This is a genomic window from Sporosarcina sp. QA0331 (genome assembly GCF_055808055.1).
This window is the reverse complement of the sequence record NZ_CM147850.1, coordinates 2,357,961-2,383,156: the sequence shown is the minus strand read 5'-3', so window position 1 is coordinate 2,383,156 and position 25,196 is coordinate 2,357,961. Positions and strand designations below refer to the sequence as shown.

Below are 25,196 nucleotides of genomic sequence, written 5' to 3'. Positions count from 1 at the left end.
GCCAAAGGCAATCCGCCCCTCTATTTTTTTATTGTCGTTGCTACAGTTTACCATAGAAGCAATGTGCTATTTAACAGATAAGCCTCCAAGAATATAAAAACCGTCCTAAACCGAGAAAACGGTTTAAGGACGGCAATTGGTTTACTTCATATCCATCTTGAATTCCAAGAAAAGCTCATTATAAACGCCCAATAATTCAAGTCCTAAGTTTTTATACACTTCCAAATGACTTCTAGTCTCTTCGTCAGGATAAAAACGCTCGTCCTCGACGACTTCTGGATCCATCAAGTCGAGTGCCGTTACATTCGGAGTCGAATAACCAACGTAATCGGCATTTTGCGCCGCCACTTCAGGGTCGAGCATAAAGTTGATAAAAGCATGTGCTCCGTCAATGTTCTTTGCAGTTTTAGGAATGACGAGATTATCGAACCATAAATTCGACCCTTCCTCAGGGACAACATAATCGATGTCTTCATTTTCATACATCATATCTGCCGCCTGGCCGGACCATGTAAGTGAGACTGCCGCTTCATTATTCACCATAAGTTGCGTCACTTCATCCCCGATGACTGCTTTTACGTTAGGGCTTAATGCTTTCAATTTATCCGTAGCTTCACGAAGCTCACCGAGATCGGTGGAATTCAAAGAGTAACCGAATGAGTTCAAAGCCATGCCGACCGTTTCACGTGCACTATCGACAAGGATTACGCGTTGTTTCAAGGAAGGATCCCAAAGATCATCCCAACTCTCAAATGTTTGTCCTTCAAGCAATGTTGGATTGAATGCTATTCCCACAGTACCCCAGAAATAGGGGACTGAGTATTGATTGCCGGGATCGAAAGGCAAATCTAAAAAGTATGGATCGATATGTTTGATATTCGGAACCTTCGAATAATCGATTGGCAACAGTAGATTCTTTTCTGCCATCATTTCCACCATATACTCTGAAGGGGCAAAAAAAAAAACATAATACCTTCATTCGAATCGAACGTTTCGTATATAACTTTAATGCCTGTTTCTTCTTCAAATTGCTTAAGTAGATCAGGGTCGATATATTCGCCCCAGTTATAGACTGTTATGGTTCCTTTTCCGGACTTGCTTCCTTCACTCAACTCGGCGTTAATGAAAAGCAAAATACCAGAAATGGCAAGAATTAAAATGGCAGATTGGATAATGGATTTCATTTTTTCACCCCCGCAAGAGGCGTCTTCGTTTTTCTGCTAAGTGCGTAATAACCAAGCACCAAAGCTACCGTAATAATAAAGATGAGGCCTGATAGGGCATTGATTGTCAAACTGATGCCTGTTCTTGCCATCGAATAGATTTCAACTGATAACGTTGAGAATCCGTTTCCTGTCACGAAGAAGGTAACGGCAAAGTCATCGAGTGAATACGTCAAAGCAAGAAAGAAACCAGCAAAAATCCCTGGCTTTATGAATGGAAGGATGACGCGGGTCATAACGTCCCTCCTTGACGCGCCAAGATCCAAGGCAGCATCTATCAAGGAAGTGTTCATCTCCGCAAGTTTCGGCAATACCATAATGACGACAATCGGAATGCTGAAGGCGATATGTGAAATTAGAACTGAAGCGAATCCGAGCTTTACACCGATCATCGTAAACAATATTAGGAATGATGCTCCGATAATTACATCCGGGCTTACAATTAAAATATTGTTCAAGGAGAGTACTGCATTCCTCATTTTTTTATTGCGCATGAAATAAATCGCTAAAGCACCGATGACACCAATCGTTGTTGCTAATAGAGCAGAAAGCAGTGCGATGATAATCGTATTGAGAACGATGATGATCAAACGCTTGTCTTCAAAAACAGCTGCGTAATGCTCCCACGTAAAATCTTCGAAATTAGACATGCCGCCACCTGAATTGAATGAGTAGAAGATTAAATAGAAAATCGGGGCGTACAAGATAATGAATATAACTGCTAAATACAATTTAGGCAGTTTACCTAGCCTTTTCATTGTCAGCCGCCCCCTTTTCTTTGCCATTCGTGACTAGCATGATAATGAACATAAATACGATGAGGAAGACGGCAATTGTAGAGCCCATTCCCCAGTTTTGCGTCACTAAAAATTGTTGCTCAATAGCTGTTCCGAGTGTGATGACTTTATTTCCAGCTATGAGCCTTGTGATCATGAACAAGGATAACGCTGGAATAAAAACGACTTGGATGCCTGACTTTACTCCATTCGTTGTAAGTGGCCATACGACCCTTCTGAATGTAGTCCAAGAATTTGCGCCAAGATCCCGTGAAGCGTCTATTAACGCTGGATTCAATTTGTCGAGTGCATTGAATATCGGCAAAATCATGAACGGAATGAAAATATACACGGAAACGAATACGAAGCTGAAGTCTGTGAACAGTATTTGTTGCTTTCCAATGCCGACAGTCTCCAAAAATGCATTCAACGGACCGTATAGGCCCATAAGACCAATAAAGGCATACGTTTTAAGCAAAAGGTTGATCCATGAAGGGATGATGATAAGCAACAGCCAAAGCTGCTTATGCTTCGTCTTCGTAATTAAATATGCCGTCGGATATGCGATCAGCAAAGAAAAGAACGTAATGAGGAATGCATACCAAAACGAGCTGATCGTCAATTTAAGATAGACGGATGAAAAGAAATTAGCGTAATTTGTAAGCGTGAAATTGCCTGTCAAGTCGAAAAAAGAATAATAAACGATCAATGCGATCGGAGCCAGGACAAACAATAGGATCCACGCAGTATAGGGGATCGAATAGATTGAACGCAGGCGATTATTCTTCATTGGCGGTCGCCCCATAGGATTCGAGCCGTGCATCATAATCCTCTTCCGATTCGTTCAAACGCATGACATGAATGTCTTCTGGATCAAAATCTAGACCGATCTGCGCTCCGACTTCCGCTTTCTTTGTGGAATGGACGAGCCATTCATTGCCATCCTGATCGTAGGTCGACAGTTCATAATGAACGCCACGGAATAGTTGCGTATCGACCGTCACATTCAATTTTCCTTTATGGACTGTCGTAATTTCCAAATCTTCCGGACGAAGGACGATATCAACTTTTTCATTCGGTTGAAGTCCAGCATCTGCGCAGTCGAATCGTTTTCCTGTGAATTCAACGATATAATCCTCGATCATCCGGCCGGATACAATATTCGATTCACCGATGAAATCGGCGACGAATCGATTGATCGGCTCGTCATAGATATCAAGAGGAGTGCCCGATTGTTGGATGGCGCCCATATTCATGACGAAGATTTCATCGGACATCGCAAGTGCTTCTTCTTGGTCATGTGTGACAAAGACAAATGTCTTACCGAGTCGTTGCTGCAATTCACGTAGCTCATACTGCATCTCTGAACGAAGCTTCAAGTCGAGAGCGGAAAGCGGTTCATCAAGCAAAATGACTTCAGGATCATTGACGATAGCGCGTGCAATTGCAACCCGTTGCCGTTGACCACCGGACATTTCCGTAATTTCCCGATTTTCATAACCTGCCAAATTGACGAATCTCAACGCTTCCTTAACTCTCGAATCAATTTCGTCCTTTTTCACTTTTTTAATCCGTAAACCGAATGCGATATTTTCATATACATTCAAGTGGGGGAAGAGCGCGTAATCTTGAAATACAGTGTTTACTTGGCGTTCATTCGCCGGAACGTCATTGATTTTTTTACCGTTAAAGAAAATCGACCCTTCTGACGGTTCGATAAACCCTGCTATTAATCGCAGGATTGTCGTCTTTCCGCATCCCGAAGGACCTAATAATGTATAAAACTTTCCGCGCTCCATTTCAAATGAGACATTGTCCAATACGGTCGTTTCGTCGCCGTATTTCTTCATGACGTTTTCAAAACGGATAATTGGCTGGTTTGTCATTTTGGTAATTCCCCCTTCATAAATATGATTCTGTCGCTACGAGTAGCAGTTCGCTCGGACCGTCATATGCATTCAAAATCCGATGATTATCGAATGCTTCATAATAGACCGAATCGCCCTTCACAGCAGTGAAAGTCCGTTTCCCGAGTTCGATTTCCACCTTCCCGGAAAGAACGTAGATGAATGTTTCGGCAAGCGATGGCTCAAATTGTTTAAATTCCCCCTCTGTAGCGAATGTGATATGGATCGGCTCCATCTCATTCTCATTTGAGCGGGGGACAAGCCAGCGGATGCTATACTTTAGCTCATCATTGACGTATGTAGTTTGATCGGCAGGAGAGTAGACGACCTTCATATTTTTCTTAGGCTCATCAAAAAATTCCTTCGGTGTTGTCCCAAGCACCTCTAAAAGTGAAAAGAGAGTTTCGATGGATGGGGAGGTGAGTTCCCGCTCCAGCTGTGAAATATAACCTTTGGTCAGATCGGTTCTCTCTCCTAATTCTTCTTGAGTTAGTCCTTTTTTCAATCGAAGACTTTTGATTTTACTGCCGATTTGCATGGTCGACAATTCCTTCCTTACATGATGAAGTTTAGTATTACTGTACTTCCTGTTTACTATAAACCTACCTTATTATACAAAATTACGATTGAAAATCAAGGTGTTTTTAAAAAAAGCCGGAATCCATTTACAGGACTCCGGCGTGTCAGTATTCTATTCATCATAAATGTTAAGTTTCTTTTTGCGCAGCCATTGCATGAAGATTCTTCCGAAAGTGGAAAAAATCAAGTAAGCCGATAAACCGATTCCTGTCACGGCAGTGGCCAGTGAAATCCATTCAAAGAACGTATACGAAGAATATTCCTTCCAGCCGGAAGGAGCTTCCCAATCTTTGATGACGAGATTCATGCCGTAAATGCCGGATATGACAGTGAAAATGGTCAAAATGAATAAAAGTGTATTTACACGGGTCGCTTGACTGTTTTCCTGGCTCTTATACAATTCTTGCAAAGTCGTGTTCACTTCATTAAAAAGTGAATCGATATGAAAGGTCCTTCTGAACAACTCCGATAATTCCTTGCCTTCCGAGCGTGTGCTAATTTCTATGAAATAATACCAAGATGAAAAAATATTGATCAACTTGATAAGTGATTTGACGTAAAACTCATCTTTTTTCCATTCAATTTCGCTGTATTCAAAGGAGAAGCGCAACAGCATGACTTTGTAAAAGTAATGAAGAAGAAAATTATAATAATGCGTGCCCATGAACTGTGATAATTCATTTGTTAATTCATTAGCTGGACGATTTGAAACGACTGAATAGCCGTGATCGGTCGCTATCATATACAAATGGGGCGCCCAACGATCATGCAACGAATCTGACAAAGAACGATGGATATATTCTGGATTCGTTGAAGAAATGAACGGGGCTCCTTCAGGGCTTTTGCCGTTTATATTACCGATTCGGAATAAATGTTCCTCGGAAATCGACTCTTCTGCTTCTGTAATGAGAAAGGATGAAACGAACATCCTTTCATCTTCAAAATAGGGAAGGGATCCAAAATGACCATCCAATTTCTTTTCATGTAAAACGGTCTTCTTCAAGAAAGGGCATAGTTGCTCGAATAAGTAATCTTGAATGGAAATTGTTTGACCGGTTTCAGGCATGACAATCATTGCGCCTTCACTTTCTTTCAGATTTGGCTCTATTGCCCGGAAATGTTGGATAAAATCAAGGACATCGCTTAAATCGGCAGATATATGCTCCATTTCCACCCTCAATGAGAGGAAGGCGATTCCGAAAGGGCAAAAGATAATATCGATGCTTCTCATAAAAAAGTCATATAACTCTTCTCTTAATTGCATCGCATGCTTCTTCTCGATACACGCTGTATATCGATGGAATCCTTTTTGTCTTGGAGAGCTAGGGAAAAGTTTATATTCAATATATGGATAAAAGTATTGTTCAAGTTCCTTGCCTAAAACTTTGATCCCATGACCATATATAGCTCCTTCATCCATCTCAGCCTCATCTATCCGAAAATAGGTGTAACCGCTTGATTCCAAACTTCTGATCGTTTCCGTTTTTTTCTTCTGATCAAAGCTGAATGGAAGCAGGAACGTCATATGAGAGCGGCTCATATTTAATTTTTCTAGATTCTTTTGTATTGGCATTGCATTGCCTTCCTTCGTACGTTTCTCTATTCGTGGCAAGCCACCTAATGTACTGTTCCCTTTATCAAAGTGCCGCTAAACATTCTAGTCCGATTTCAAATTCAGGCGCATAGAATAGGGAATGGTGAAACATCTATTGAAGCGGAGGGGGAAAGCAGTATGAGGTTGCATGAACAGATGCCCGAATTGACTGGGGCAACGGCCTGGTTGAATGGTTATTATGAGAAAGAGGATCTTATCGGCAACAAACCGACACTCATTCATTTTTGGTCAATCAGTTGCCGTCAATGCAAGGAAGCGATGCCATATATGAATCAGTTACGTAGTCGATACAAAGATAAAGTGCATATCATCGCGGTTCATATGCCGCGCCTGGAAGGTGATTTTAACTTGGACGAAATCAAAAAGGTAGCTGCACAGCATAACATGACACAACCAATATTCGTTGACGGCAAGTTAAGATTAACGAATGCGTTCGATAATCAGTTCGTCCCAGCCTATTATGTTTTCGATAAACATGGGAAATTACGCCATTCCCAAACCGAACGAAGTGGTATGCACATGCTGCAAAAACGGATCGACCGTGTATTGAATGAAATGAATAGATAATTTTTCGTTCATGGAGACAACCGATTATTAGGTCGTCTTTTCTTTTTCCTATGATAATGTGATACACTAATTTCATCCATTAATCGGATTGGAGCGGAATTGAATGAAAAAAGAATTTGTCGTCATTGGACTTGGCCGCTTTGGCGGAAGCATCGTCAATGAATTGGTGGAATTAGATGCTGACGTCATGGCAATCGATATTTCACCTGACCGTGTAGAAGAATTTGCACAAATTGCGACGACAGCAGTGGCGGCCGATACAACTGATGAATCTGCACTCCGGTCATTGGGAATCCGGAATTTTGAGCATGTCGTCGTTGCAATCGGAGAGAATATCCAAGCGAGCATTTTAACAACGCTCATTTTAAAAGAAATCGGTGTGAGTCGAATAACAGTTAAAGCGCAAAATGATTATCATGCAAAGGTTTTGAAAAAGATTGGTGCGGATCAAGTCGTGCATCCGGAACGAGATATGGGGAAGAGGATTGCGAACAATTTAGTTTCCAATAATATTTTGGATTACTTGGAGCTGTCTGACGAATATTCGATTGCGGAGATTCGTGCGAATGAGAAGTTGGCCGGATTTACATTGATCGATCTGGATATCCGGGCAAAATATGGTGTCAATATTGTTGCGATCAAACGGGATGCGCAAATTTTGGTTTCCCCACAAGCGATTGAAGAGATCCAGTTGAATGATATATTGATTGTTATCGGTTCAGACTTGGATATTCATAAATTCGAGAAGAAGGCCCTTCATTGATGGTAAGAAGAAGCTTCAAAAGAAAGTGATAACTGTTATTAAGAGTGGAGGATATATAGAGAAAGCTCGAAGAACACAACCTATGTTCAATATATAAATCCCTTGCGATCGGTTCAAATATGAGTCGGTCGTTTTTGTTTTTATAAATATTAGAAAAGTCTGACCAGTTATGATATAGTGGCGGGGAATGTATATTTTTTTCTGAAAGGGTGGTTAGCATTGAAATAATTAAAATTCGAAGTGTTAACAAAAAAGAGCTCTGGATAGTATTAATTATACTGTCAGTCTTACTATCAATGTTTTTACTCACTCACTTTTTATCTATATACCCTGGCGGATACTCTATCGAAAAACAGAGTGGCGAGGCGTTAATTGGAAAAGGCGCAGACATTAAACGTGTCGTATTAAATAATAGTGAGCTGCTGAATGAGCTGAAAATAGCGTCTTTAGAAATGCAAGTAGCACACATTAAAACTCTATGGTATTTAGGTTTATTATTTACAGCAACATGTTTAATAGCGATAGTCAATTTTAAAAGATTAATGTTAAAGAAAGCTATTATTATAACAGCCTCAATATATGTGGTTATGGCTATAATGGTTATCTTCTCGTATGCAAGCACAATATCATCAATTGAGGATTCGATAAATAATCTAATCAAATAATAAGGCTTCAATCAATTCAATCCACCACTGTCTACTCTCACTAAAATGTCGTTTTTGTGTGTAGATGAACAATGCCCTCATGTCAATTGAAGACATGAGGGCATTTTATTGGGTCAGACTTCCATAACTACAGGAAGTACCATCGGTCTGCGTTTAGTTTGATCGTATAAATAAGGTGAAAGGATATCGATGATGTCGCTTTTCAAAGACCCTGCTTCCGCAGGAGAGTTTGCTAGTTTTTTATTTAATTCTTTGGATAATAGATGTTGTGCTTCGCTGATCATCATGCCGGATTCTCTCATATACACAAACCCACGTGAAATGATGTCAGGTCCAGAGACAACTTTGTTGCGTTTCTTATCAACTGTGGCGACAACAATGACCAAACCGTCTTCTGACAGTATTTTGCGGTCGCGTAAAACGACACTACCGATATCACCGATGCCACTTCCATCAATATATACATCTCCTGATGGGAGTTTTCCGGCAAGCCTTGCCGTGTCTTCGGTTAAAGCGAGCACATCACCGTTGCTCATAATGAAGACGTTGTCCGGTTCGACATCACAGCTGATGGCGAGCTCTTTATGCATCGACAACATGCGGTATTCACCGTGGATTGGCATGAAGAATTTCGGTTTGATCAACCTAAGCATCAGCTTCTGTTCTTCTTGTGAACCGTGACCCGATGTATGGATGTTGTTTAATGCGCCATGAATAACTTCTGCTCCGGCCCGGAAAAGTGCATTAATCGTTTTATTGACGCTAAGGGTGTTTCCAGGAATCGGGGAGGACGAGAAGATGACAGTGTCGCCTGGTTGGATTTGCACTTGACGGTGTGTTCCGTTAGCAATCCTAGATAATGCAGCCATCGGTTCGCCTTGGCTTCCCGTACAAAGAATCATCACTTCATTGGCAGGCAATCGGTTAAGCGACTGCGTATCTACAAATAATTCTTTAGGTGCATTGATGTACCCAAGTTCTCGGCCAATCGTAATTGCATTGTCCATACTTCTACCGAACACAGCAATTTTTCGACCATGACGTTCAGCCGCTTCAATAACTTGCTGGAGTCGGTGAATGTTGGAGGCGAATGTTGCAAAGATGATTCTTCCATCAACCTTCCGGAAGATTTCGTTCAAGCTATCGCCGACTTTCCTCTCTGACATCGTAAAGTTTGGTACTTCGGCATTCGTACTGTCTGAGAGGAGGCATAGCACACCGTCACTTCCTAATTTCGCCATCTTGGCAAGGTCAGCTGGTTCTCCGACCGGTGTAAAATCGAATTTGAAGTCACCAGTATGAACGATATTGCCTGATGGCGTTTTCACGACGATTCCGAAAGCGTCGGGAATACTGTGGGTTGTCCGGAAGAAGGAGACGGATGTCTTCCTGAATTTAAATACGTCATCTTCCTTAAACTCAATCATCTTGGTAGTTCGAAGAAGTCCGTGTTCATCAAGCTTATTGCGGAGCAAGCCAAGAGCCAATTTACTGCCGTAGACCGGGATGTTGATCTTTCGCAGCAAATAAGGGATTCCACCGATATGGTCCTCGTGACCGTGCGTGATGAACAGGCCTTTGATTTTTTCGACATTCCGTTCCAAGTAAGTGTAGTCCGGAATAACGTAATCAATTCCGAGTAAGTCGTCCTCAGGGAATTTGATGCCTGCATCGATGAGGATAATTTCGTCTTGGAATTGTACACAGTATGTGTTTTTGCCGATTTCTCCAAGTCCGCCAAGGGCGAAAACGGCTGTTTCATTGTTTTTAATTAGTTTCATGTTGCTTAAACCTGCTCTAGCTCAAAATGAGGTGATGCTTGCTCATATTCGAGGTGGCTGCCTTCGAGCAGTTGGATCAGTTCAATATTGTACTCCCGGCTCTTTAGCTTTTCGCGGACGGTTCTTTCAGAATCGGCTTCAATGTACAGATGTTTTGTGTTTTCACGAATAGGTACTTGTGTAGCGTTTTCTTGGTAATACACTTTGTAAATCATGGTAAGCTCTCCTTTTTACGTTCAATTGAATCTTTCTCTTCATCTTAGCACGTCAGTTATTTAAAATAAACTATGATGGTCTTCTTTCATATAACTTCAAATATAGAATTTGTTATATAAGATAGTCAAATGATAATTGATTTGTCAGGTTTTCCGAAGCTTACCGTTCACTTTTCTGCGGGAGTCGAGCGGTAAGCATGTAAAGTTCACGTCAAAAAAGAAAAGCCCGCCAGTTTTGTTGGCGGGCGTTGTCTATGCGATCGTCTTTTTGCCGAGTATGCCATTGAGCCGTTTTAACAGTTTACGTTTGAGGCGCTTGTACATGGGCATATCACTCCTTAAAGACATTATATAGGAATTCGAAATTTCTGTCAAGTTTAAATTCCTTTTTAGTCTCTTTCAAAAGGAGTGGCGTCAGGGATATTTTTGTATGGAGCTGTAGCATCGATATGGTCGTAGAACATGATGCCATTCAAATGATCAAGCTCATGTTGGAAGGCGATAGCTGGAAGACCTTTAAGTCTCAATTTAAATTCATTGCCATCCGGATCAAATGCTTTCACTGTTATTCTCGCATAGCGAGGAACAAAACCATCAACATCCCGATCAACGGAAAGGCAGCCTTCTCCTGACGTCAAGTAAGTTTTCTCGACTGAGTGGCTTACAATTTTAGGATTGATGGCAACGAAGCTTAGCGGTTTTTTCCCCTCTTCTTCGATGTGCAAGGCGAAAATTCTCTTTGATACATTTACTTGGGGAGCTGCGAGGCCAATGCCTGGACGCAAGCCATACCGTTCGCATACTTCGTCATTCTGGCTATTTATTAGATATTCGAGTAAATCGGTACATAGTTTTTTTTCATCCGCAGCCATTGGGAATGTCACTTCTTCCGCTACTTTACGAAGTGACGGATGGCCTTCGCGAACTATATCTTCCATTAAAATCATTACGTATTCTTCCTTTCGATAATCATGCTGTACTTCTATTATAAGCTAACAGGGAAAAGAGGGTAAAGGTTTTTGTGTATGCTTGAAATGGTTTGTGTATACAGTTATAGTGAAATTCAGATTGGAGGAAATGCTATGAATAAAAAAGTTGTAAGTTTAGTTGCAATCGGCATGTTGGTATTATCCGGCTGCAGTATCGGACAGTCAACCGAAAAGCAACTCTCTGAAACCTTAACAAAAATGAATGAATCTGAAACAGAATATCGTGATACGCAAAGTAAATTGACTGAGCTTGAAAAAACAGAACAAAAGACTTTCACAGAAACGATGGAGCTGACGAAAGAGGATGTCGACAAACTACGTTCGAAAATCGGTGAATTGGAAGGTTTATTAAATGATAGGCTTTCTTTTATAGACAAAGAGGAAACTGCAATGAAAGAAGCGGAAGAATTCGTCAAAGAGCTTGATACCATCGCGGAGGACGCATCCGATAGTGAAGGCGATCAGATTTTGAAACTGAAGGAAGCGGCGATGAAACGGTATGATCTTCATACTTCCTTTATTGATGAATATAGGAAGCTTGCAAGTATCCAAAAAGAATTTTATAGCTTGCTTTCATCCGAAGATGTCGAACTGGAAGACCTGAAACAGAAGGTGGAAGAAGTGAACGAACAAAATACGATCGTCCAAAAGGCTATTTCTGAATTCAATGAAGCGACGAAAGAAGTAAATTCCTTAAAAGAAGATGTATTTTCAAGTTTAGAACAAGAAAAATAAAGGAATTGGGTAAAGTGGAGGCAATTGTGGCTCCGCTTTTTCTTTTTAAAAAAACTATTATAATACAGACTTTATATTGTAGTAGTACAGAAATTAGATTTATCGCAATTCAGAATACGAGGGCGATGCTGAAATGCCAACAATAACAGTGATTGACCTATTTGCTCTCTTTAAGTATACTGATTAGTGAAGTTGATTGTATCACTATTAGAAACAAGAAAAAATAATACAGATATAAAGGAGAGTTGCCGATATGGCTGCAAAACAAGAAAAGCAGTTCGATCCGGTGAAAACGCTTCATTCTATTGAAGATCAGTTTGAAATGTTTCAGATCTTGAATGAAGAAGGCGAGATTGTCAATAAAGACGCGGATCCAAATTTATCTGATGAAGAGTTGACAGAATTAATGACACGGATGGTCTATACAAGAATTTTGGATCAACGGTCAATCTCTTTGAACCGTCAAGGAAGACTTGGATTCTATGCGCCGACTGCTGGTCAGGAAGCATCACAGCTTGCATCCCACTTCGCGCTTGAGAAAGAAGATTTCATTTTGCCGGGTTATCGTGATGTTCCACAACTCCTATTCCACGGTTTACCGTTACATATGGCGTTCTTATGGTCACGAGGGCATTATTTAGGAAGCGCTTTTCCTGAAGGGTTGAACGTGTTATTCCCGCAAATCATCATCGGTGCACAGTATATCCAAGCTGCAGGTGTAGCTCTCGGATTCCAAAAACGTGGAATTAAAGCAGTGGCAATGACGTATACGGGTGACGGCGGTACATCACAAGGTGATTTCTATGAAGGGATCAACTTTGCAGGAGCATATCGTTCGCCTGCGATTTTCGTTGTTCAAAACAACCAATACGCGATCTCAACTCCTCGTGAGTTGCAAACGGCTGCTAAAACTCTTGCGCAAAAAGGTGTAGCTGCTGGAATTCCAAGCATTCTTGTCGATGGAATGGATGCACTTGCTGTATACGTTGCAACACGTGATGCTAGAGAACGTGCTGTTAATGGTGAAGGTCCTACACTTATCGAAACAATGTGCTACCGTTACGGGCCGCATACGATGGCAGGAGATGATCCTACTCGTTACCGTACGTCCGACACAGATAACGAATGGGAAAAACGCGATCCGCTCATCCGATTCCGTAAATACCTTGAAGGTAAAGGTATTTGGAACGAAGAGAAGGAAAATGAAGTAATTGAGCGTGCGAAGGAAGAGATTAAAGAAGCCATCAAGAAGGCAGATGCCGCACCTAAACAAAAAGTGACCGATTTCATGAAAATAATGTACAAGGGCGATATGCCATCCAATTTGCAAGAGCAATTTGAACTGTATACAGAGAAGGAGTCGAAGTAACCGATGGCACAAATGACGATGATTCAAGCGATTACCGATGCAATGCGCACGGAGCTTAAAAATGATGAAAACGTCCTCGTCTTCGGTGAAGACGTTGGAGTGAACGGCGGTGTGTTCCGCGCAACTGAAGGTTTGCAAAAAGAATTTGGTGAAGAACGCGTTTTTGATACGCCTCTTGCAGAATCAGGGATCGGTGGACTTGCTGTCGGATTGACGCTTACAGGCTTCCGTCCTGTTATGGAAATCCAGTTTTTCGGATTCCTCTATGAAGTAATTGACTCTGTCAGCGGCCAGTTGGCACGCCAATCTTACCGTACTGGCGGAAGATATAATGCCCCTGTAACGATCCGTTCTCCATTCGGCGGTGGCGTTGCAACACCTGAGATGCATGCAGACAGCTTTGAAGGTATAGTTGCATCCCAACCAGGTTTAACTGTAGTTATTCCTTCTACACCATATGACGCAAAAGGGCTTTTGATTTCAGCGATCCGCGATGAAAACCCAGTTGTGTTCTTGGAGCATATGAAGCTTTACCGTTCATTCAGACAAGAAGTACCTGAAGAGGAATACACAATTCCACTCGGAAAAGCTGATGTGAAGCGAGAAGGTACAGATCTTTCGATTATTACTTATGGTGCAATGGTCCACGAAAGCTTGAAAGCTGCTGAAGCGCTTGAAAAAGAAGGCTATTCAGTAGAAGTTGTAGATTTGCGTACCGTTCAACCATTGGATATTGAAACGATCATCGGTTCAGTTGAGAAGACAAACCGTGCAATCGTTGTCCAAGAAGCGCAAAAACAAGCAGGAATTGCAGCAAATGTCGTTTCTGAAATTACAGAACGAGCGATCTTGAGCCTTGAAGCACCAGTTTTGCGTGTAACAGCTCCTGACACAGTCTATCCATTTGCCCAAGGTGAAAATGCTTGGCTGCCGGATGCAAACGACATTATTGAAACAGCTAAAAAAGTTTTGACATTCTAATTCAGAGTCTACCTCTGACAATAAGAAAGGGTGAATTTTGTGGCATATGAATTCCGTTTGCCAGATATCGGGGAAGGGATTCACGAAGGTGAAGTCGTAAAGTGGTTTGTTGCCAAAGGCGATAAAGTCAATGAAGATGACACGCTTCTTGAAGTCCAGAACGATAAAGCAGTTGTGGAAATCCCATCACCTGTAACAGGCACAGTTGAAGAAATTCTTGTTGGAGAAGGAACAGTCGCTGTAGTTGGTGACGTTTTGATTCGTTTTGACGCTCCTGGATATGAAAGTGAAAGCGTTGAGGAAGAGGGCAAGGAAGAGACGGAAGCCCAAGTCCAAGCGACTGCTGAAGCGGGCCAGGACATTGAGAAAGAAGAAGTGAAGAAGGACGAGCCTAAGCAGAAACCAGTTGCAGCTTCCACTCAACAGCAAGGCGATGTTTCATCAAAACGCGTTATTGCGATGCCTTCTGTCCGGAAATTTGCACGCGAGCAAGATGTCGATATCCGTCAAGTACAAGGTTCAGGTAAAAATGGTCGTGTCTTGAAGGAAGATATCGAAGCTTTCCTAAGCGGTGGTCAACAACAACCTGCTCAAACGACTGAAGAGACTCAAACGTCGGTTGAAGTAGAATCGCCAAAACAAGAAGCGAAGCCGGCAGCTCCTGTAGCTCTGGAAGGTGACTTCCCTGAAACTCGTGAGAAAATGTCGGGTATTCGAAAAGCGATCGCGAAGGCAATGGTCAATTCCAAGCATACGGCACCTCATGTGACGCTATTGGATGAAATTGACGTATCAGAGCTTGTTGCACATCGTAAGAAATTCAAAGAGATCGCAGCTGAAAAAGATATTAAGCTCACATACCTTCCCTATGTTGTAAAGGCGCTTGTGTCTACACTGCGTGAATTCCCTCAATTGAATACATCTCTAGATGATGAAAAAGAGGAAATCATCCAAAAGCATTATTACAATATCGGTATTGCGGCAGATACAGACCGTGGCCTACTTGTGCCTGTCATCAAGCACGCAGATCGGAAATCGGTATTTGCGATTTCACAAGAGATCACCCAGCTTGCTGAAAAGGCGCGTGATGGAAAATTAAGCCCTGCTGAAATGAAAGGTGCTTCTTGTTCCATTACGAACATCGGCTCTGCAGGCGGACAATGGTTTACACCGATCATCAACCATCCGGAAGTTGCAATTCTCGGAATTGGCCGTATTTCTGAAAAGCCGATAGTAAAAAATGGTGAAATTGTTGCCGCACCTATGTTAGCATTATCATTGGTATTCGATCACCGAGTAATTGATGGGGTTACAGGACAACAGGCTCTGAACCATATTAAGAAATTGCTCGGAAATCCAGAACTTTTATTAATGGAGGCGTAAACAAATGGTAGTAGGAGACTTTCCAATCGAAGTGGATACACTAGTTGTAGGTTCCGGCCCCGGAGGATATGTTGCTGCAATCCGTGCAGCTCAGTTAGGACAAAAAGTTACAATCGTTGAGAAAGAAAATCTAGGCGGTGTTTGTCTTAATGTTGGTTGCATTCCTTCGAAAGCCCTTATTTCTGTAGGGCATCGTTACGCATCCGCAAAGGATTCCGATGATATGGGAATCACAGCAACTGATGTAAAACTAGATTTTTCTAAAGCGCAAGCATTCAAAGACGGCGTTGTCAAAAAATTGACAGGCGGCGTTGAAGGACTTCTAAAAGGGAACAAAGTGGACATTGTCAAAGGCGAAGCATACTTCGTTGATGCAAACACTGCAAAAGTGATGGATGAAACATCCTCCCAGACGTACAAGTTCAAAAATGCGATTATCGCTACAGGTTCACGTCCGGTTGAGATCCCTACATTCAAATTTACAAAACGCGTCATCAATTCCACTGGCGCCCTTAACTTGGAAGAAGTTCCTGGACACTTGGTCGTCATCGGCGGCGGATATATCGGTACTGAACTAGGTTCCGCGTATGCAAACCTCGGTTCTAAAGTAACGATCATCGAAGGGGCAGATGATATTCTTGCCGGATTCGAAAAACAAATGACGCAAATCGTTAAAAAAGGTCTGAAGAAAAAAGGCGTCGAAATCGTCGTGAAAGCATCTGCTAAAGGTGTTGAAGAATCCGATAATGGCGTAGTTGTAACATATGAAGCTAAGGGTGAAGAGCAAAAAATCGAAGCTGACTATGTACTTGTCACTGTTGGACGCCGTCCGAACACTGATGAAATCGGTCTTGAAGAAATGGGCATCAAATTCCTTGAGCGCGGTCTAATCGACGTGGATAAGCAATGTCGCACAAGCATTCCGAACATCTATGCAATCGGTGATATCGTCTCCGGGCCACAACTTGCACACAAAGCTTCCTATGAAGCGAAAGTGGCTGCAGAAGCGATTTCCGGCGAAAAATCCGAAGTGGACTATTTGGCAATCCCAGCAGTTTGCTTCACTGATCCTGAACTTGCAACAGTCGGATTGAATGAGCAACAAGCAAAAGATGAGGGATATGAAGTAGTAGCGGGCAAATTCCCGTTTGCTGCAAATGGCCGCGCGCTTGCGCTTAACGCAACTGATGGATTCGTCAAACTTGTTTCTCGCAAAGAGGACGGACTTCTATTAGGTGCGCAAATCGTAGGTGAAAATGCATCTGACATGATTGCAGAGCTTGGTCTTGCTATCGAAGCTGGAATGACATTGGAAGACATCGCAATGACAATCCACGCTCACCCAACACTCGGTGAAATTTCCATGGAAGCTGCAGAAGTAGCTTTAGGTAAACCGGTTCATATGATTACAAAGTAACTGTAGATTAAAAGAATGCGTCCGAAGGCCGAAGTGCCTTTCGGACGCTTTTCTAATTCCTGTACCCTGTTCGTTTGAAGGTCCCTTCTAAGTCATGGTAGGATGAAAATATTGAATTATACATCTAGATAAAGGAGAGGATTCCATGAAAAAGAGTTTGCTATACATACCGCTTCTTTCTATGTTGCTGCTATTAGCAGCATGCAGCGAGGAAGAAGCAAAGCCGGCAGAAACAGATCAGCAGGAACAATCCACTGAAGTGGAAGAGACTACTGAAGAGGTCGTTTCTGATGAAGAACAACAAGAAATAGATGACGAGGCTGAATCAGCTGAGGAAACTGACGTTGTCGATCAAGCACCTCTTTACGAACTGAATCCGAAAACATACTCCATTGAGCCAATCGGCGATGCGAATCCGAAAGTCGTCCTGTTAACAATCGATGACGCGCCGGATAAAAGAGCTCTAGACATGGCAAAAACGTTAAAGAGCTTAGACGCTCCTGCTATCTTTTTCGTCAATGGCCATTTTATCGATACAGATGAACAGAAAGCAGTTTTGAAAGAAATTCATGACATGGGATTCGTTATCGGAAACCATACGAAAACACATGCGAATTTAAAAACATTAACAGAAGAAGAGCAACGTGAGGAGATTGTTGCAGTGAATGATATCGTTGAAGAGGTTACAGGTGAGCGTCCTGTATTTTTCCGTGCTCCTTTTGGTGTGAATACAGATTTCAGCCGAGCTCTTGCAATCGAGGAAGGCATGCAATTGATGAACTGGTCATACGGCTATGATTTCGAAAAAGAGTATATGACGAAGGAAAAAATTGCTGACATTATGGTGAACACTGAATTGCTCCGCGACGGTTCCAATTTGCTGATGCATGACAGGGATTGGACTGCTGATGCGATGGAGACAATCGTAAATGGTTTAAGGGATAAAGGGTATGAATTTGTCGATCCTAAACTAATAAAAGGTTTGGAGGATCAGGAACAAGGAGAATAAGGGGGAGTTTTTCATGGAATGGAAAACAAGAATTACTGATTTATTGGGTATAGATTATCCGATCATTCAAGGGGGATTGGCCTATCTTGCTTATGCTGACTTAGCTGCAGCGGTTTCAGAGGCAGGTGGGCTAGGTCAAATTACAGCGATGAGTTTGGAGTCCCCAGACGCACTACGCACGGAAATTAGGAAAGTGCGGGAACTAACAAAGAAGCCTTTCGGAGTAAACTTTGCGATTGGCCAGCACGGACGCCCGTACGAGCATATGCTAGATGTCGCAATCGAAGAAAATGTAAAGGTCCTCTCGGTAACAGGTGGAAATCCTTCTCCATTCTTTGATTATATTAAAGACGTGGATGTGAAGAAGCTTGTATTGGTCGCTGCTAAAAGACAAGCGATCAAAGCAGAGTCGCTTGGTGCGGATGCGGTAATGGTCGTCGGGCAGGAAGGGGGCGGCCATTTGGGACGTGATGATATCGGTACTATGGTGTTAGTTCCTCAAGTGGTCGATGCTGTGAAGATTCCTGTTATCGCGTCTGGCGGTATAGGAGACGGACGGGGATGGATGGCTGCACACTCGTTAGGGGCGGAAGGGATTGAAATGGGCACGCGTTTCATCGCGACGAAAGAATGTATCCATGCTTCAATGGAATACAAAACAGCCCTTCTTCAGACAGAGGAGACCGGTACAGTTGTCATTAAGCGTACACTTGGCGCACCGGCAAGAGCACTAGCAGGGAATTGGACGGAAAAGATCTTACGTATGGAAGAGGAAAATGCTGATTATGATAAATTGAAGGACTATATTAGTGGAGCCGCAAATCGTCGGTACATCCACGATGGGGACGAACAAGCTGGTTTTGGATGGGCAGGACAGGTTGCCGGCATGATTGAGGACATCCCGACAGTCGCAGAGCTGATGAATAGGATGGTAAGGCAAGCTGAAGAAATCAGAAGAAAATGGGCATGAAGAAAGGTGCGGGAATCAATGGATTATAATTATCCTTTAAGTCATCATTGGACGACTGAAGAAATTATTGACGTAGTAGCATTTTTTCAAGCGGTAGAGAAAGCGTATGAGACACAAATAGCGAGGGAGAGCTTCATGAATGCATATAAAGCATTCAAGAAAGTCGTTCTGTCCATGTCGGAAGAGAAAACGATTTTCAAGGAGTTTGAAGAAGCGAGCGGCTTTAACAGTTATCGCGTTGTGAAGAAGGCGAAAGAAGGCAGTGACGGAGATATTGTTACTGGATCGTAAAACAGAGAGGGTGCATAATTATGCATCCTCTCTGTTTCATTACTTGCCAATAATGATATCGTAAACTGGGAAAAGCCGATCAATCGTCTCTTCGACCAAGTTGAAGAACTCTTTTTCCGAAAGCTCGGTCGCTTTGTCTCGGGAAATATGTCTGCCAAGGACAAACTCTGCTTTTTTTACAGATGCTAACCGTTCCAAAAAGCTTTCCACACCATCAGTCCCGATTTCATTCACTTTGAAAGCCTCTGGTTTCATATGATCGCCTGATACAACAAAGTCTTCAGGCAATGATGATATCTCCTTCAAGTTATTCGATAGTCTTTCCGCGATTCCCTTTTTGTCAGGGTTTTCATAAATGACAGCCAAAATAATAAAAAGATGAGTCCCCCATAATCCGACTTGGAAATGAGGCAGCGCTTTATACCCGCGCTTTGCAGGTGCAAAAGCAACCCAACTGTCGTTAGGTGGATTTACCGTTCTTCTTGCATGCTTCGCAACATGTGGAAAAAACTCGCTTGTCCCGCGGGAAGACAAATACGTGGAAAGGTGTTCGCCGATCACCTCGAATTTTGGCTGAATCTTCGTTTGAAGAGCGTTCATCCTATGTTCCAATCCTTCAATCGAAAAGACATTAAAATCATCAATTGTCCAAAATATTTGAGTCAATTTAATACCTCCATTTCATAATCCACGTTTATCGTAACAGAAAATGGGGAACAATCTTATACAAGAAGGCTTATAACTAACCAAAGCAACTCAGGCAGCATAAGTTAGAAGTAAGTAAATGGATCGTTGAAGAAAATTACATTCAAAGGGGTGTTAGTAATGAAACAAGTTGTCCATATTATCCGTAAAGCTGAAATCGAAAAGGAATATGTGAAACTTCTGCATCTTGAATTGGATTATGAGCTAGCTACACTGTACGATGCCGTACAAGAGAATGACTCTAAACAAGTCGAGAAAAGCAAATCGAGACTCACTGAAATTCATGGTGAGCTGGAGACTTTCAATGCTTTCGCTTAATCGAAAGACGTTGAACCGAATTAGGCGCCTTCACTGAAACTCTTCAATCCGGGGGGAGACAGTGTAAAGGTGCCTTTTTGTTTGGCTGTATTCGGTATGCTATAATAGTAGAACATGCATGCAGATAGAGGTGTTGACATGAACTGGGGAGCAATTGATCGATATGCAAAATCGTTAATAAAAGAAGCTGGCCATAAAATTAGAATTTCTTTCTTTACTAAGATTGATGTTGATACGAAGGCGGAAGCGAATGATCTCGTTACGAATATCGATCGGGATATTGAACGTTTCTTCATTCGTCGAATTAAGAGTGATTTTCCTGATCACCGAATTTTTGGTGAGGAAGGATTCGGTGATGAAATCGAGTCTTTGGATGGGGTTATTTGGATGCTTGACCCGATTGATGGCACAATGAATTTCATTCACCAGAAAAGGAATTTTGCGATTTCACTCGGTATATACGTTGACGGAATTGGCATGCTCGGATATATATATGATGTCATGAATGATGATTTTTATCACGCAGTTAAAGATGGAGGAGCATATTTCAACGATGAAAGACTCCCGATGCTTGAGAACACACCACTTTCAGAGGCAATCATTGGCGTGAATGCGAGCTGGGTTGCGCCGAACCGAAGAATTGAAAATGGCCCGATAGCAGAAATGGTCCGTAATTGCAGAGGGACCAGATCATATGGCTCAGCGGCAATCGAGCTTGCATACGTGTCTTCCGGCCGTATCGATGCGTACTTATCATTAAGGTTATCCCCGTGGGACATTGCAGGAGGGATGGTCATTGCTCAGGAAGTTGGTGCAGTGACGACGAATCTAAAAGGCGAACAACCACACTTGCTCGGTCAAGATACATTTATCGTCGCTAGGCCGGGTCTACATGATGAGATTTTGAGTAACTATATTAAACTCAAATAAAAAAGGGGCTGCCGACTCGCAGTCCCTTTCATAAGTTAGCATTACAAAACGCCTTGTTCACGCATTTTCTTCTTTGTCTTGAATCCATTGCCCATAACGAAAATAAGAGCGAGGATAGCGATTATGGCAACGGGGATACTACGCATACCGACTGCGATGCCAATACCGCACATTGCAGCGACTGCAGCAAGGGAATATAATACGAAAACCCATTTAATATCCTTCAATATGAAACATCTCCCGAATAAAAATGTTTTTAATACTGTTCTCATGTGCTATAATAACACAGTTAATCATCTGATAAAAGATAACGGAGTGAAAACATGACAAATAATCGTAATGATTTACGAAATATAGCAATCATCGCCCACGTAGACCACGGAAAAACAACGTTAGTCGATCAGCTTTTGAAGCAATCAGGAATTTTCCGTTCGAATGAACATGTTGAAGAACGTGCCATGGACTCGAATGATCTTGAACGTGAACGCGGTATTACAATTCTTGCAAAAAACACAGCAATTGAATACAAAGACACGAAAATCAATATTCTTGATACACCAGGACATGCCGATTTCGGTGGGGAAGTGGAACGGATCCTACGAATGGTCGATGGTGTCGTGTTAGTCGTCGACTCCTTTGAGGGATGTATGCCGCAAACCCGGTTCGTTCTGAAGAAAGCATTGGAAACGAATTTGAAACCGATTGTTGTTGTAAATAAAATTGACCGTGAATTTGCACGTCCCGAAGAAGTAGTCGACGAAGTGCTTGAATTATTCATTGAATTGGATGCAAATGACGAACAGCTCGAATTCCCAGTCGTTTACGCTTCAGGTTTCAATGGAACAGCTAGCCTTTCTCCGGACCCTGCTGAACAGGAAGATACACTTCGTGTGTTGTACGATGCGATTATCGAGCATATTCCTGCTCCAATCGACAACCGAGAAGAACCGTTGCAATTCCAAGTATCTTTACTTGATTATAACGATTATGTCGGCCGTATTGGTATCGGACGCGTGTTTAGAGGGACGATGAAAGTTGGTCAGCAAGTAACAGTCTTAAAGCGGGACGGTTCGACAAAGAACTTCCGTGTAACGAAGATGTATGGTTTCCTTGGATTGAAAAGAATTGAAATCGAAGAAGCGTATGCAGGTGACTTGATCGCTATCTCGGGTATGGAAGACATTGACGTCGGTGAAACAGTTTGTCCGGTTGACCATTTGGAGGCATTGCCGGAACTTCATATTGATGAGCCGACGCTCCAAATGACTTTCCTCGTCAATAACAGTCCTTTTGCTGGGAAAGAAGGCAAGTGGGTAACTGCTAGAAAGATCGAAGAACGACTTGAACAGCAATTGCAGACAGACGTTTCATTACGTGTCGATCCAACTGATTCACCGGATGCATGGGTAGTTTCGGGACGTGGAGAGCTCCATCTTTCTATTTTGATCGAAAATATGCGCCGCGAAGGATACGAACTTCAAGTGTCGAAGCCGGAAGTTATCATCAGAACGATTGATGGTGTACGTTCTGAGCCGGTTGAACGTGTTCAAATCGATATTCCTGAAGAGTATACTGGGGCAATCATCGAATCGATCGGTGAGCGTAAAGGTGAAATGCAAGACATGATCAATAATGGAAATGGACAAGTCCGTTTGATTTTCCTAGTTCCTGCACGTGGTCTAATCGGATATTCAACGGAATTCCTTTCAGCTACGAGAGGATATGGAATTATTAACCATACATTTGACTCCTATAAGCCAGTGGCACAAGGAAGAGTCGGCGGCCGTCGTCATGGCGTTCTCGTTTCGATGGAAACAGGTACTGTTACTGGATATAGTATTATGCAGCTAGAAGACCGAGGAGTCATGTTTGTCGAAGCAGGTACAGAAATTTACGCAGGTATGGTCGTTGGTGAAAACAACCGTGATACAGACTTGACGATCAACTTGACAAAAGTTAAACATGCAACAAACGTCCGTTCTGCGACAAAAGACCAAACAGTGACAACGAAAAAGCCACGTATTCTTTCATTAGAAGAGGCGTTGCAATATGTTGGCGACGACGAATATTGCGAAGTAACACCTCAATCGATTCGTTTGCGTAAGAAGATTCTTGATAAAAACGAACGGGAACGTGCTCAAAAGAAGAAAAAACTTGGCGAGTGATTTATAATAATAAATAGTAGTAAAAAAGAATGCGTACAATCGCTTTGTTTAGAAGGGAATGTGCTACATGAATGGTCCTCTTAAGGATGAAGATACAATTGAAGCGATGTCTCCAGTCGTACGAATGATTTATGAGACGACTTCATCTTCTGTCACAGGAATTTTGTTGTTTGCAGTTGTGTTCATCCTTTCAGCCATTGTTTATAAGTTAGGATTCGCTCGAAAAATCAAGTTTTGGCAAAATATAGTCGTGTATAGCTTCCTCTTTTTAGGCTGTATTATTTTGACGTTTTTCGCCATTTTCCTTCCGATTGTCGAAGGACTTATCGTTGCAGCCCTCATATTGATTATTTATAGGGTCCGCAGGATGAATGAACATAAAGAAAACTCCACCGTTTGACGGTGGAGTTTTCTTTATGTTAACTGTTGATTTCCGTTCCAGGCAGACGCTTTCCGCGGGCACGGCTTCAATCTCCTCGGATGTGCTCCCAACGCTGCGCTTTTGGTCGCAAAAGCCGTTCTTCGTGACGGCTTTTCCTGCGGGCTTTCACCTCGTGCTGTTCCCGCTGTAGTCGCTGCCTTTCACTCCAATCAACCCATACTCATTTAACCCTTCAAGTCTTTCAATAAATTAAAATACAAATAAATCTAATCAAAATGGATTTTTATGTTATCATAGATCGGATTGTTGAGAAGAAATGCTTGTTGCAGGGATTGTTCTTGCTTATATTGCTATAAAAACTAAATCCGCCATTCCTTCAATGGTCACTCATTCCATTTGGAACTTGTACACGAGTAAGTTATTTCTATTTTTATAATCAAGAACAACAGCGGAAAGGGAGCCGTTCTGGCGATTTTCGTTTATTCAACAAAACTATTATAAAAAAGGGGGTTGCTTCAAAGTCTAATTTAAGTGACTTTAAAGCAACCCCTTTTTTATTAAAAATTCTCTTCTGCGGAATGGGAGCTGCGGTGGAAAATGAATTTTCCTGTGGAAATTCTCATGTTGGTTTGCTCCGTAATTCGTTCGCTGCAAGCTTCGCACATATACGTATTGATCGGATGATTCCTCAGCTTCTTTGCAAGCGGGGTATCATCCACAAGTTGTCCGATTTCATCGCAAAGGACGCATTTGACTCTCATGAACTCAACTCCTTACTAAGCATGGCCTTTTGCATCAATCGATGACGATATCGGTGATTTTTCGTAATGGTTGTTCGAGGTTCGAGCCGTCCTTGAATAAAAGATGGGCTGGTCCGTCTTCTGTCAATGGTTTACCGTCTTGGCTGAACTTGAATAGGAAATTCCCTACCTCGGAAACCGGAAATGATTCCTTCGAGCCATCCATTGTCAAAAATGAGATCGTTTTTGCATCTTCAGCTGGTATTGCATTTTTTACGAAATGGTCGAGGGAGATGCCGAATGTACCTGTCACCATTTTTTGTCTGTCAAACTTTTTTTCTGTTTTTAAAGTAGGTGGGAAAGTAGCACCTTCCATGATTTCGCGCGACCAATGCTTGCCCATGCTTCTCTTATATTCTTCATCTTCATCTCTTTCGACATGCTCTTCCGTAAAGAAAGTGTTTAAGTCGACTTTTCGGTCATCAAAGATCCAAACTGTCGGATCGAGAGTGATCGTATGCTTTACATTGCCTTTTATCGTAATGATTGTTTCCAAGTGAATAGCCTCCTACAACCAAAATTGAGCATTTTCATATAGTACATAGTATACCGCTTCCCAAGGAAAGTGGAAAGCCATTGAATTTATCCCTTACGTTCCTAAGGGAAACACTTGCAATTTACCTTCTCGAAAGATACAATTTATTCATAATCACCACGTAAG

Annotated in this window: 28 protein-coding genes and 1 pseudogene; 16 read left to right on the top strand and 13 right to left on the bottom strand. The window is 42.2% G+C overall.

The genetic code is table 11. The annotated features are described in order from the left end of the window. Positions 1-141: 141 nt before the first annotated feature. From AC0L13_RS11950 to AC0L13_RS11925, 6 genes and pseudogenes are all read right to left on the bottom strand, one after another. Positions 142-1,184, bottom strand: a pseudogene (locus AC0L13_RS11950) (ABC transporter substrate-binding protein). Beyond that, the gene (locus tag AC0L13_RS11945) at positions 1,181-1,981 is read right to left on the bottom strand and encodes an ABC transporter permease (protein ID WP_473639838.1); all 801 of its coding nucleotides are present in this window, start codon (positions 1,979-1,981) and stop codon (positions 1,181-1,183) included. Before AC0L13_RS11945 ends, AC0L13_RS11950 begins: the two are co-directional and overlap by 4 nt. Further along, positions 1,965-2,789 (bottom strand): ABC transporter permease, encoded by an 825-nt coding sequence (locus AC0L13_RS11940; RefSeq protein WP_473639837.1) that lies wholly within the window; start codon positions 2,787-2,789, stop codon positions 1,965-1,967. Before AC0L13_RS11940 ends, AC0L13_RS11945 begins: the two co-directional genes overlap by 17 nt. Continuing rightward, positions 2,779-3,885, bottom strand: coding sequence for an ABC transporter ATP-binding protein (locus AC0L13_RS11935; protein WP_473639835.1), 1,107 nt, complete (start codon positions 3,883-3,885; stop codon positions 2,779-2,781). Before AC0L13_RS11935 ends, AC0L13_RS11940 begins: the two co-directional genes overlap by 11 nt. Positions 3,886-3,901: 16 nt before the next feature. Further along, positions 3,902-4,444 (bottom strand): helix-turn-helix domain-containing protein, encoded by a 543-nt coding sequence (locus AC0L13_RS11930; protein ID WP_473639833.1) that lies wholly within the window; start codon positions 4,442-4,444, stop codon positions 3,902-3,904. A gap of 153 nt (positions 4,445-4,597) precedes the next feature. Further along, positions 4,598-6,058 (bottom strand): hypothetical protein, encoded by a 1,461-nt coding sequence (locus AC0L13_RS11925; RefSeq protein WP_473639831.1) that lies wholly within the window; start codon positions 6,056-6,058, stop codon positions 4,598-4,600. Positions 6,059-6,217: 159 nt separating this feature from the next. Between AC0L13_RS11925 and AC0L13_RS11920 the strand changes: the two genes are divergently transcribed. Then, complete coding sequence (locus AC0L13_RS11920; protein WP_473639830.1) at positions 6,218-6,667, top strand: TlpA family protein disulfide reductase; 450 nt, start codon at positions 6,218-6,220, stop codon at positions 6,665-6,667. A 103-nt stretch (positions 6,668-6,770) separates the two neighbouring features. Further along, the gene (locus AC0L13_RS11915) at positions 6,771-7,430 is read left to right on the top strand and encodes a potassium channel family protein (protein WP_440501236.1); all 660 of its coding nucleotides are present in this window, start codon (positions 6,771-6,773) and stop codon (positions 7,428-7,430) included. Positions 7,431-8,208: 778 nt separating this feature from the next. Here AC0L13_RS11915 and rnjA read toward each other — a convergent pair. The 3 genes from rnjA to def all read right to left on the bottom strand — a co-directional run bounded on the left by rnjA (position 8,209) and on the right by def (position 11,038). Then, positions 8,209-9,876 carry a ribonuclease J1 gene (gene rnjA, locus AC0L13_RS11910; protein ID WP_473639827.1) on the bottom strand — a complete coding sequence of 556 codons (1,668 nt, stop codon included), beginning with the start codon at positions 9,874-9,876 and terminating at the stop codon, positions 8,209-8,211. Positions 9,877-9,881: 5 nt separating this feature from the next. Next, positions 9,882-10,091: a DNA-dependent RNA polymerase subunit epsilon gene (locus tag AC0L13_RS11905; RefSeq protein ID WP_473639825.1), complete on the bottom strand. Its 210-nt coding sequence runs from the start codon at positions 10,089-10,091 to the stop codon at positions 9,882-9,884. Positions 10,092-10,480: 389 nt separating this feature from the next. Further along, complete coding sequence (gene def, locus AC0L13_RS11900) at positions 10,481-11,038, bottom strand: peptide deformylase (protein WP_473639823.1); 558 nt, start codon at positions 11,036-11,038, stop codon at positions 10,481-10,483. A gap of 135 nt (positions 11,039-11,173) precedes the next feature. Between def and AC0L13_RS11895 the strand changes: the two genes are divergently transcribed. The 8 genes from AC0L13_RS11895 to AC0L13_RS11860 all read left to right on the top strand — a co-directional run bounded on the left by AC0L13_RS11895 (position 11,174) and on the right by AC0L13_RS11860 (position 19,235). Then, on the top strand, positions 11,174-11,815 hold the full coding sequence (locus AC0L13_RS11895; protein ID WP_473639821.1) for a YkyA family protein: 642 nt from the start codon (positions 11,174-11,176) through the stop codon (positions 11,813-11,815). 253 nt (positions 11,816-12,068) lie between these two features. Beyond that, positions 12,069-13,184, top strand: a complete 1,116-nt coding sequence (pdhA, locus tag AC0L13_RS11890; protein WP_473639820.1) for a pyruvate dehydrogenase (acetyl-transferring) E1 component subunit alpha — start codon at positions 12,069-12,071, stop codon at positions 13,182-13,184. 3 nt (positions 13,185-13,187) lie between these two features. Further along, on the top strand, positions 13,188-14,165 hold the full coding sequence (locus AC0L13_RS11885) for an alpha-ketoacid dehydrogenase subunit beta (protein WP_473639818.1): 978 nt from the start codon (positions 13,188-13,190) through the stop codon (positions 14,163-14,165). Positions 14,166-14,204: 39 nt separating this feature from the next. Further along, the gene (locus AC0L13_RS11880) at positions 14,205-15,548 is read left to right on the top strand and encodes a dihydrolipoamide acetyltransferase family protein (RefSeq protein WP_473639816.1); all 1,344 of its coding nucleotides are present in this window, start codon (positions 14,205-14,207) and stop codon (positions 15,546-15,548) included. A 4-nt stretch (positions 15,549-15,552) separates the two neighbouring features. Beyond that, positions 15,553-16,965 carry a dihydrolipoyl dehydrogenase gene (gene lpdA / locus AC0L13_RS11875; RefSeq protein ID WP_473639814.1) on the top strand — a complete coding sequence of 471 codons (1,413 nt, stop codon included), beginning with the start codon at positions 15,553-15,555 and terminating at the stop codon, positions 16,963-16,965. A 145-nt stretch (positions 16,966-17,110) separates the two neighbouring features. Further along, on the top strand, positions 17,111-17,974 hold the full coding sequence (locus AC0L13_RS11870; RefSeq protein ID WP_473639812.1) for a polysaccharide deacetylase family protein: 864 nt from the start codon (positions 17,111-17,113) through the stop codon (positions 17,972-17,974). A 13-nt stretch (positions 17,975-17,987) separates the two neighbouring features. Then, positions 17,988-18,944, top strand: coding sequence for an NAD(P)H-dependent flavin oxidoreductase (locus AC0L13_RS11865; protein WP_473639810.1), 957 nt, complete (start codon positions 17,988-17,990; stop codon positions 18,942-18,944). A gap of 18 nt (positions 18,945-18,962) precedes the next feature. Next, entirely contained in the window at positions 18,963-19,235 is a 273-nt protein-coding gene (locus AC0L13_RS11860; protein WP_473639808.1) for a UPF0223 family protein, read from the top strand. Between the two features lie 39 nt (positions 19,236-19,274). Here the strand turns inward: AC0L13_RS11860 and AC0L13_RS11855 are convergent, their stop codons facing one another. After that, positions 19,275-19,901, bottom strand: coding sequence for a YktB family protein (locus AC0L13_RS11855; RefSeq protein WP_473639806.1), 627 nt, complete (start codon positions 19,899-19,901; stop codon positions 19,275-19,277). Positions 19,902-20,060: 159 nt separating this feature from the next. Here AC0L13_RS11855 and AC0L13_RS11850 point away from each other — a divergent pair, with 159 nt between their 5' ends. After that, entirely contained in the window at positions 20,061-20,258 is a 198-nt protein-coding gene (locus AC0L13_RS11850) for a hypothetical protein (protein ID WP_252503724.1), read from the top strand. Between the two features lie 138 nt (positions 20,259-20,396). After that, positions 20,397-21,188 carry an inositol monophosphatase family protein gene (locus tag AC0L13_RS11845; protein WP_473639804.1) on the top strand — a complete coding sequence of 264 codons (792 nt, stop codon included), beginning with the start codon at positions 20,397-20,399 and terminating at the stop codon, positions 21,186-21,188. Positions 21,189-21,229: 41 nt separating this feature from the next. On the opposite strand, the gene AC0L13_RS11840 is transcribed toward AC0L13_RS11845, so the two are convergent. Continuing rightward, on the bottom strand, positions 21,230-21,415 hold the full coding sequence (locus tag AC0L13_RS11840) for a YlaF family protein (RefSeq protein WP_473639802.1): 186 nt from the start codon (positions 21,413-21,415) through the stop codon (positions 21,230-21,232). A 96-nt stretch (positions 21,416-21,511) separates the two neighbouring features. Here AC0L13_RS11840 and typA point away from each other — a divergent pair, with 96 nt between their 5' ends. The 4 genes from typA to AC0L13_RS11820 all read left to right on the top strand — a co-directional run bounded on the left by typA (position 21,512) and on the right by AC0L13_RS11820 (position 24,171). Continuing rightward, a complete protein-coding gene (gene typA / locus AC0L13_RS11835) occupies positions 21,512-23,353 on the top strand; it encodes a translational GTPase TypA (RefSeq protein WP_473639800.1) in 1,842 nt (613 codons plus the stop codon). A 67-nt stretch (positions 23,354-23,420) separates the two neighbouring features. After that, positions 23,421-23,753 (top strand): YlaH-like family protein, encoded by a 333-nt coding sequence (locus tag AC0L13_RS11830; protein WP_473639799.1) that lies wholly within the window; start codon positions 23,421-23,423, stop codon positions 23,751-23,753. 16 nt (positions 23,754-23,769) lie between these two features. Then, positions 23,770-23,925 (top strand): hypothetical protein, encoded by a 156-nt coding sequence (locus tag AC0L13_RS11825; RefSeq protein ID WP_473639797.1) that lies wholly within the window; start codon positions 23,770-23,772, stop codon positions 23,923-23,925. 126 nt (positions 23,926-24,051) lie between these two features. Further along, positions 24,052-24,171: a CPBP family glutamic-type intramembrane protease gene (locus AC0L13_RS11820; RefSeq protein ID WP_473639795.1), complete on the top strand. Its 120-nt coding sequence runs from the start codon at positions 24,052-24,054 to the stop codon at positions 24,169-24,171. 121 nt (positions 24,172-24,292) lie between these two features. On the opposite strand, the gene AC0L13_RS11815 is transcribed toward AC0L13_RS11820, so the two are convergent. Both AC0L13_RS11815 and AC0L13_RS11810 read right to left on the bottom strand, forming a co-directional pair. Continuing rightward, positions 24,293-24,496, bottom strand: coding sequence for a YlaI family protein (locus tag AC0L13_RS11815; RefSeq protein ID WP_473639793.1), 204 nt, complete (start codon positions 24,494-24,496; stop codon positions 24,293-24,295). Between the two features lie 34 nt (positions 24,497-24,530). Next, positions 24,531-25,031 (bottom strand): peptidyl-prolyl cis-trans isomerase, encoded by a 501-nt coding sequence (locus AC0L13_RS11810; RefSeq protein ID WP_473639791.1) that lies wholly within the window; start codon positions 25,029-25,031, stop codon positions 24,531-24,533. Positions 25,032-25,196 lie beyond the last annotated feature (165 nt).

Excerpts from the sequence above, each read along its gene's own strand:
- AC0L13_RS11945 (WP_473639838.1), bottom strand. The coding sequence starts at position 1,981 with ATGAAAAGGCTAGGTAAACTGCCTAAATTGTATTTAGCAGTTATATTC.
- AC0L13_RS11940 (WP_473639837.1), bottom strand. The coding sequence starts at position 2,789 with ATGAAGAATAATCGCCTGCGTTCAATCTATTCGATCCCCTATACTGCG.
- AC0L13_RS11935 (WP_473639835.1), bottom strand. The coding sequence starts at position 3,885 with ATGACAAACCAGCCAATTATCCGTTTTGAAAACGTCATGAAGAAATAC.
- AC0L13_RS11930 (WP_473639833.1), bottom strand. The coding sequence starts at position 4,444 with ATGCAAATCGGCAGTAAAATCAAAAGTCTTCGATTGAAAAAAGGACTA.
- AC0L13_RS11925 (WP_473639831.1), bottom strand. The coding sequence starts at position 6,058 with ATGCCAATACAAAAGAATCTAGAAAAATTAAATATGAGCCGCTCTCAT.
- AC0L13_RS11920 (WP_473639830.1), top strand. The coding sequence starts at position 6,218 with ATGAGGTTGCATGAACAGATGCCCGAATTGACTGGGGCAACGGCCTGG.
- AC0L13_RS11915 (WP_440501236.1), top strand. The coding sequence starts at position 6,771 with ATGAAAAAAGAATTTGTCGTCATTGGACTTGGCCGCTTTGGCGGAAGC.
- rnjA (WP_473639827.1), bottom strand. The coding sequence starts at position 9,876 with ATGAAACTAATTAAAAACAATGAAACAGCCGTTTTCGCCCTTGGCGGA.
- AC0L13_RS11905 (WP_473639825.1), bottom strand. The coding sequence starts at position 10,091 with ATGATTTACAAAGTGTATTACCAAGAAAACGCTACACAAGTACCTATT.
- def (WP_473639823.1), bottom strand. The coding sequence starts at position 11,038 with ATGATTTTAATGGAAGATATAGTTCGCGAAGGCCATCCGTCACTTCGT.
- AC0L13_RS11895 (WP_473639821.1), top strand. The coding sequence starts at position 11,174 with ATGAATAAAAAAGTTGTAAGTTTAGTTGCAATCGGCATGTTGGTATTA.
- pdhA (WP_473639820.1), top strand. The coding sequence starts at position 12,069 with ATGGCTGCAAAACAAGAAAAGCAGTTCGATCCGGTGAAAACGCTTCAT.
- AC0L13_RS11885 (WP_473639818.1), top strand. The coding sequence starts at position 13,188 with ATGGCACAAATGACGATGATTCAAGCGATTACCGATGCAATGCGCACG.
- lpdA (WP_473639814.1), top strand. The coding sequence starts at position 15,553 with ATGGTAGTAGGAGACTTTCCAATCGAAGTGGATACACTAGTTGTAGGT.
- AC0L13_RS11870 (WP_473639812.1), top strand. The coding sequence starts at position 17,111 with ATGAAAAAGAGTTTGCTATACATACCGCTTCTTTCTATGTTGCTGCTA.
- AC0L13_RS11865 (WP_473639810.1), top strand. The coding sequence starts at position 17,988 with ATGGAATGGAAAACAAGAATTACTGATTTATTGGGTATAGATTATCCG.
- AC0L13_RS11860 (WP_473639808.1), top strand. The coding sequence starts at position 18,963 with ATGGATTATAATTATCCTTTAAGTCATCATTGGACGACTGAAGAAATT.
- AC0L13_RS11850 (WP_252503724.1), top strand. The coding sequence starts at position 20,061 with ATGAAACAAGTTGTCCATATTATCCGTAAAGCTGAAATCGAAAAGGAA.
- AC0L13_RS11845 (WP_473639804.1), top strand. The coding sequence starts at position 20,397 with ATGAACTGGGGAGCAATTGATCGATATGCAAAATCGTTAATAAAAGAA.
- typA (WP_473639800.1), top strand. The coding sequence starts at position 21,512 with ATGACAAATAATCGTAATGATTTACGAAATATAGCAATCATCGCCCAC.
- AC0L13_RS11830 (WP_473639799.1), top strand. The coding sequence starts at position 23,421 with ATGAATGGTCCTCTTAAGGATGAAGATACAATTGAAGCGATGTCTCCA.
- AC0L13_RS11825 (WP_473639797.1), top strand. The coding sequence starts at position 23,770 with ATGTTAACTGTTGATTTCCGTTCCAGGCAGACGCTTTCCGCGGGCACG.
- AC0L13_RS11820 (WP_473639795.1), top strand. The coding sequence starts at position 24,052 with ATGCTTGTTGCAGGGATTGTTCTTGCTTATATTGCTATAAAAACTAAA.
- AC0L13_RS11815 (WP_473639793.1), bottom strand. The coding sequence starts at position 24,496 with ATGAGAGTCAAATGCGTCCTTTGCGATGAAATCGGACAACTTGTGGAT.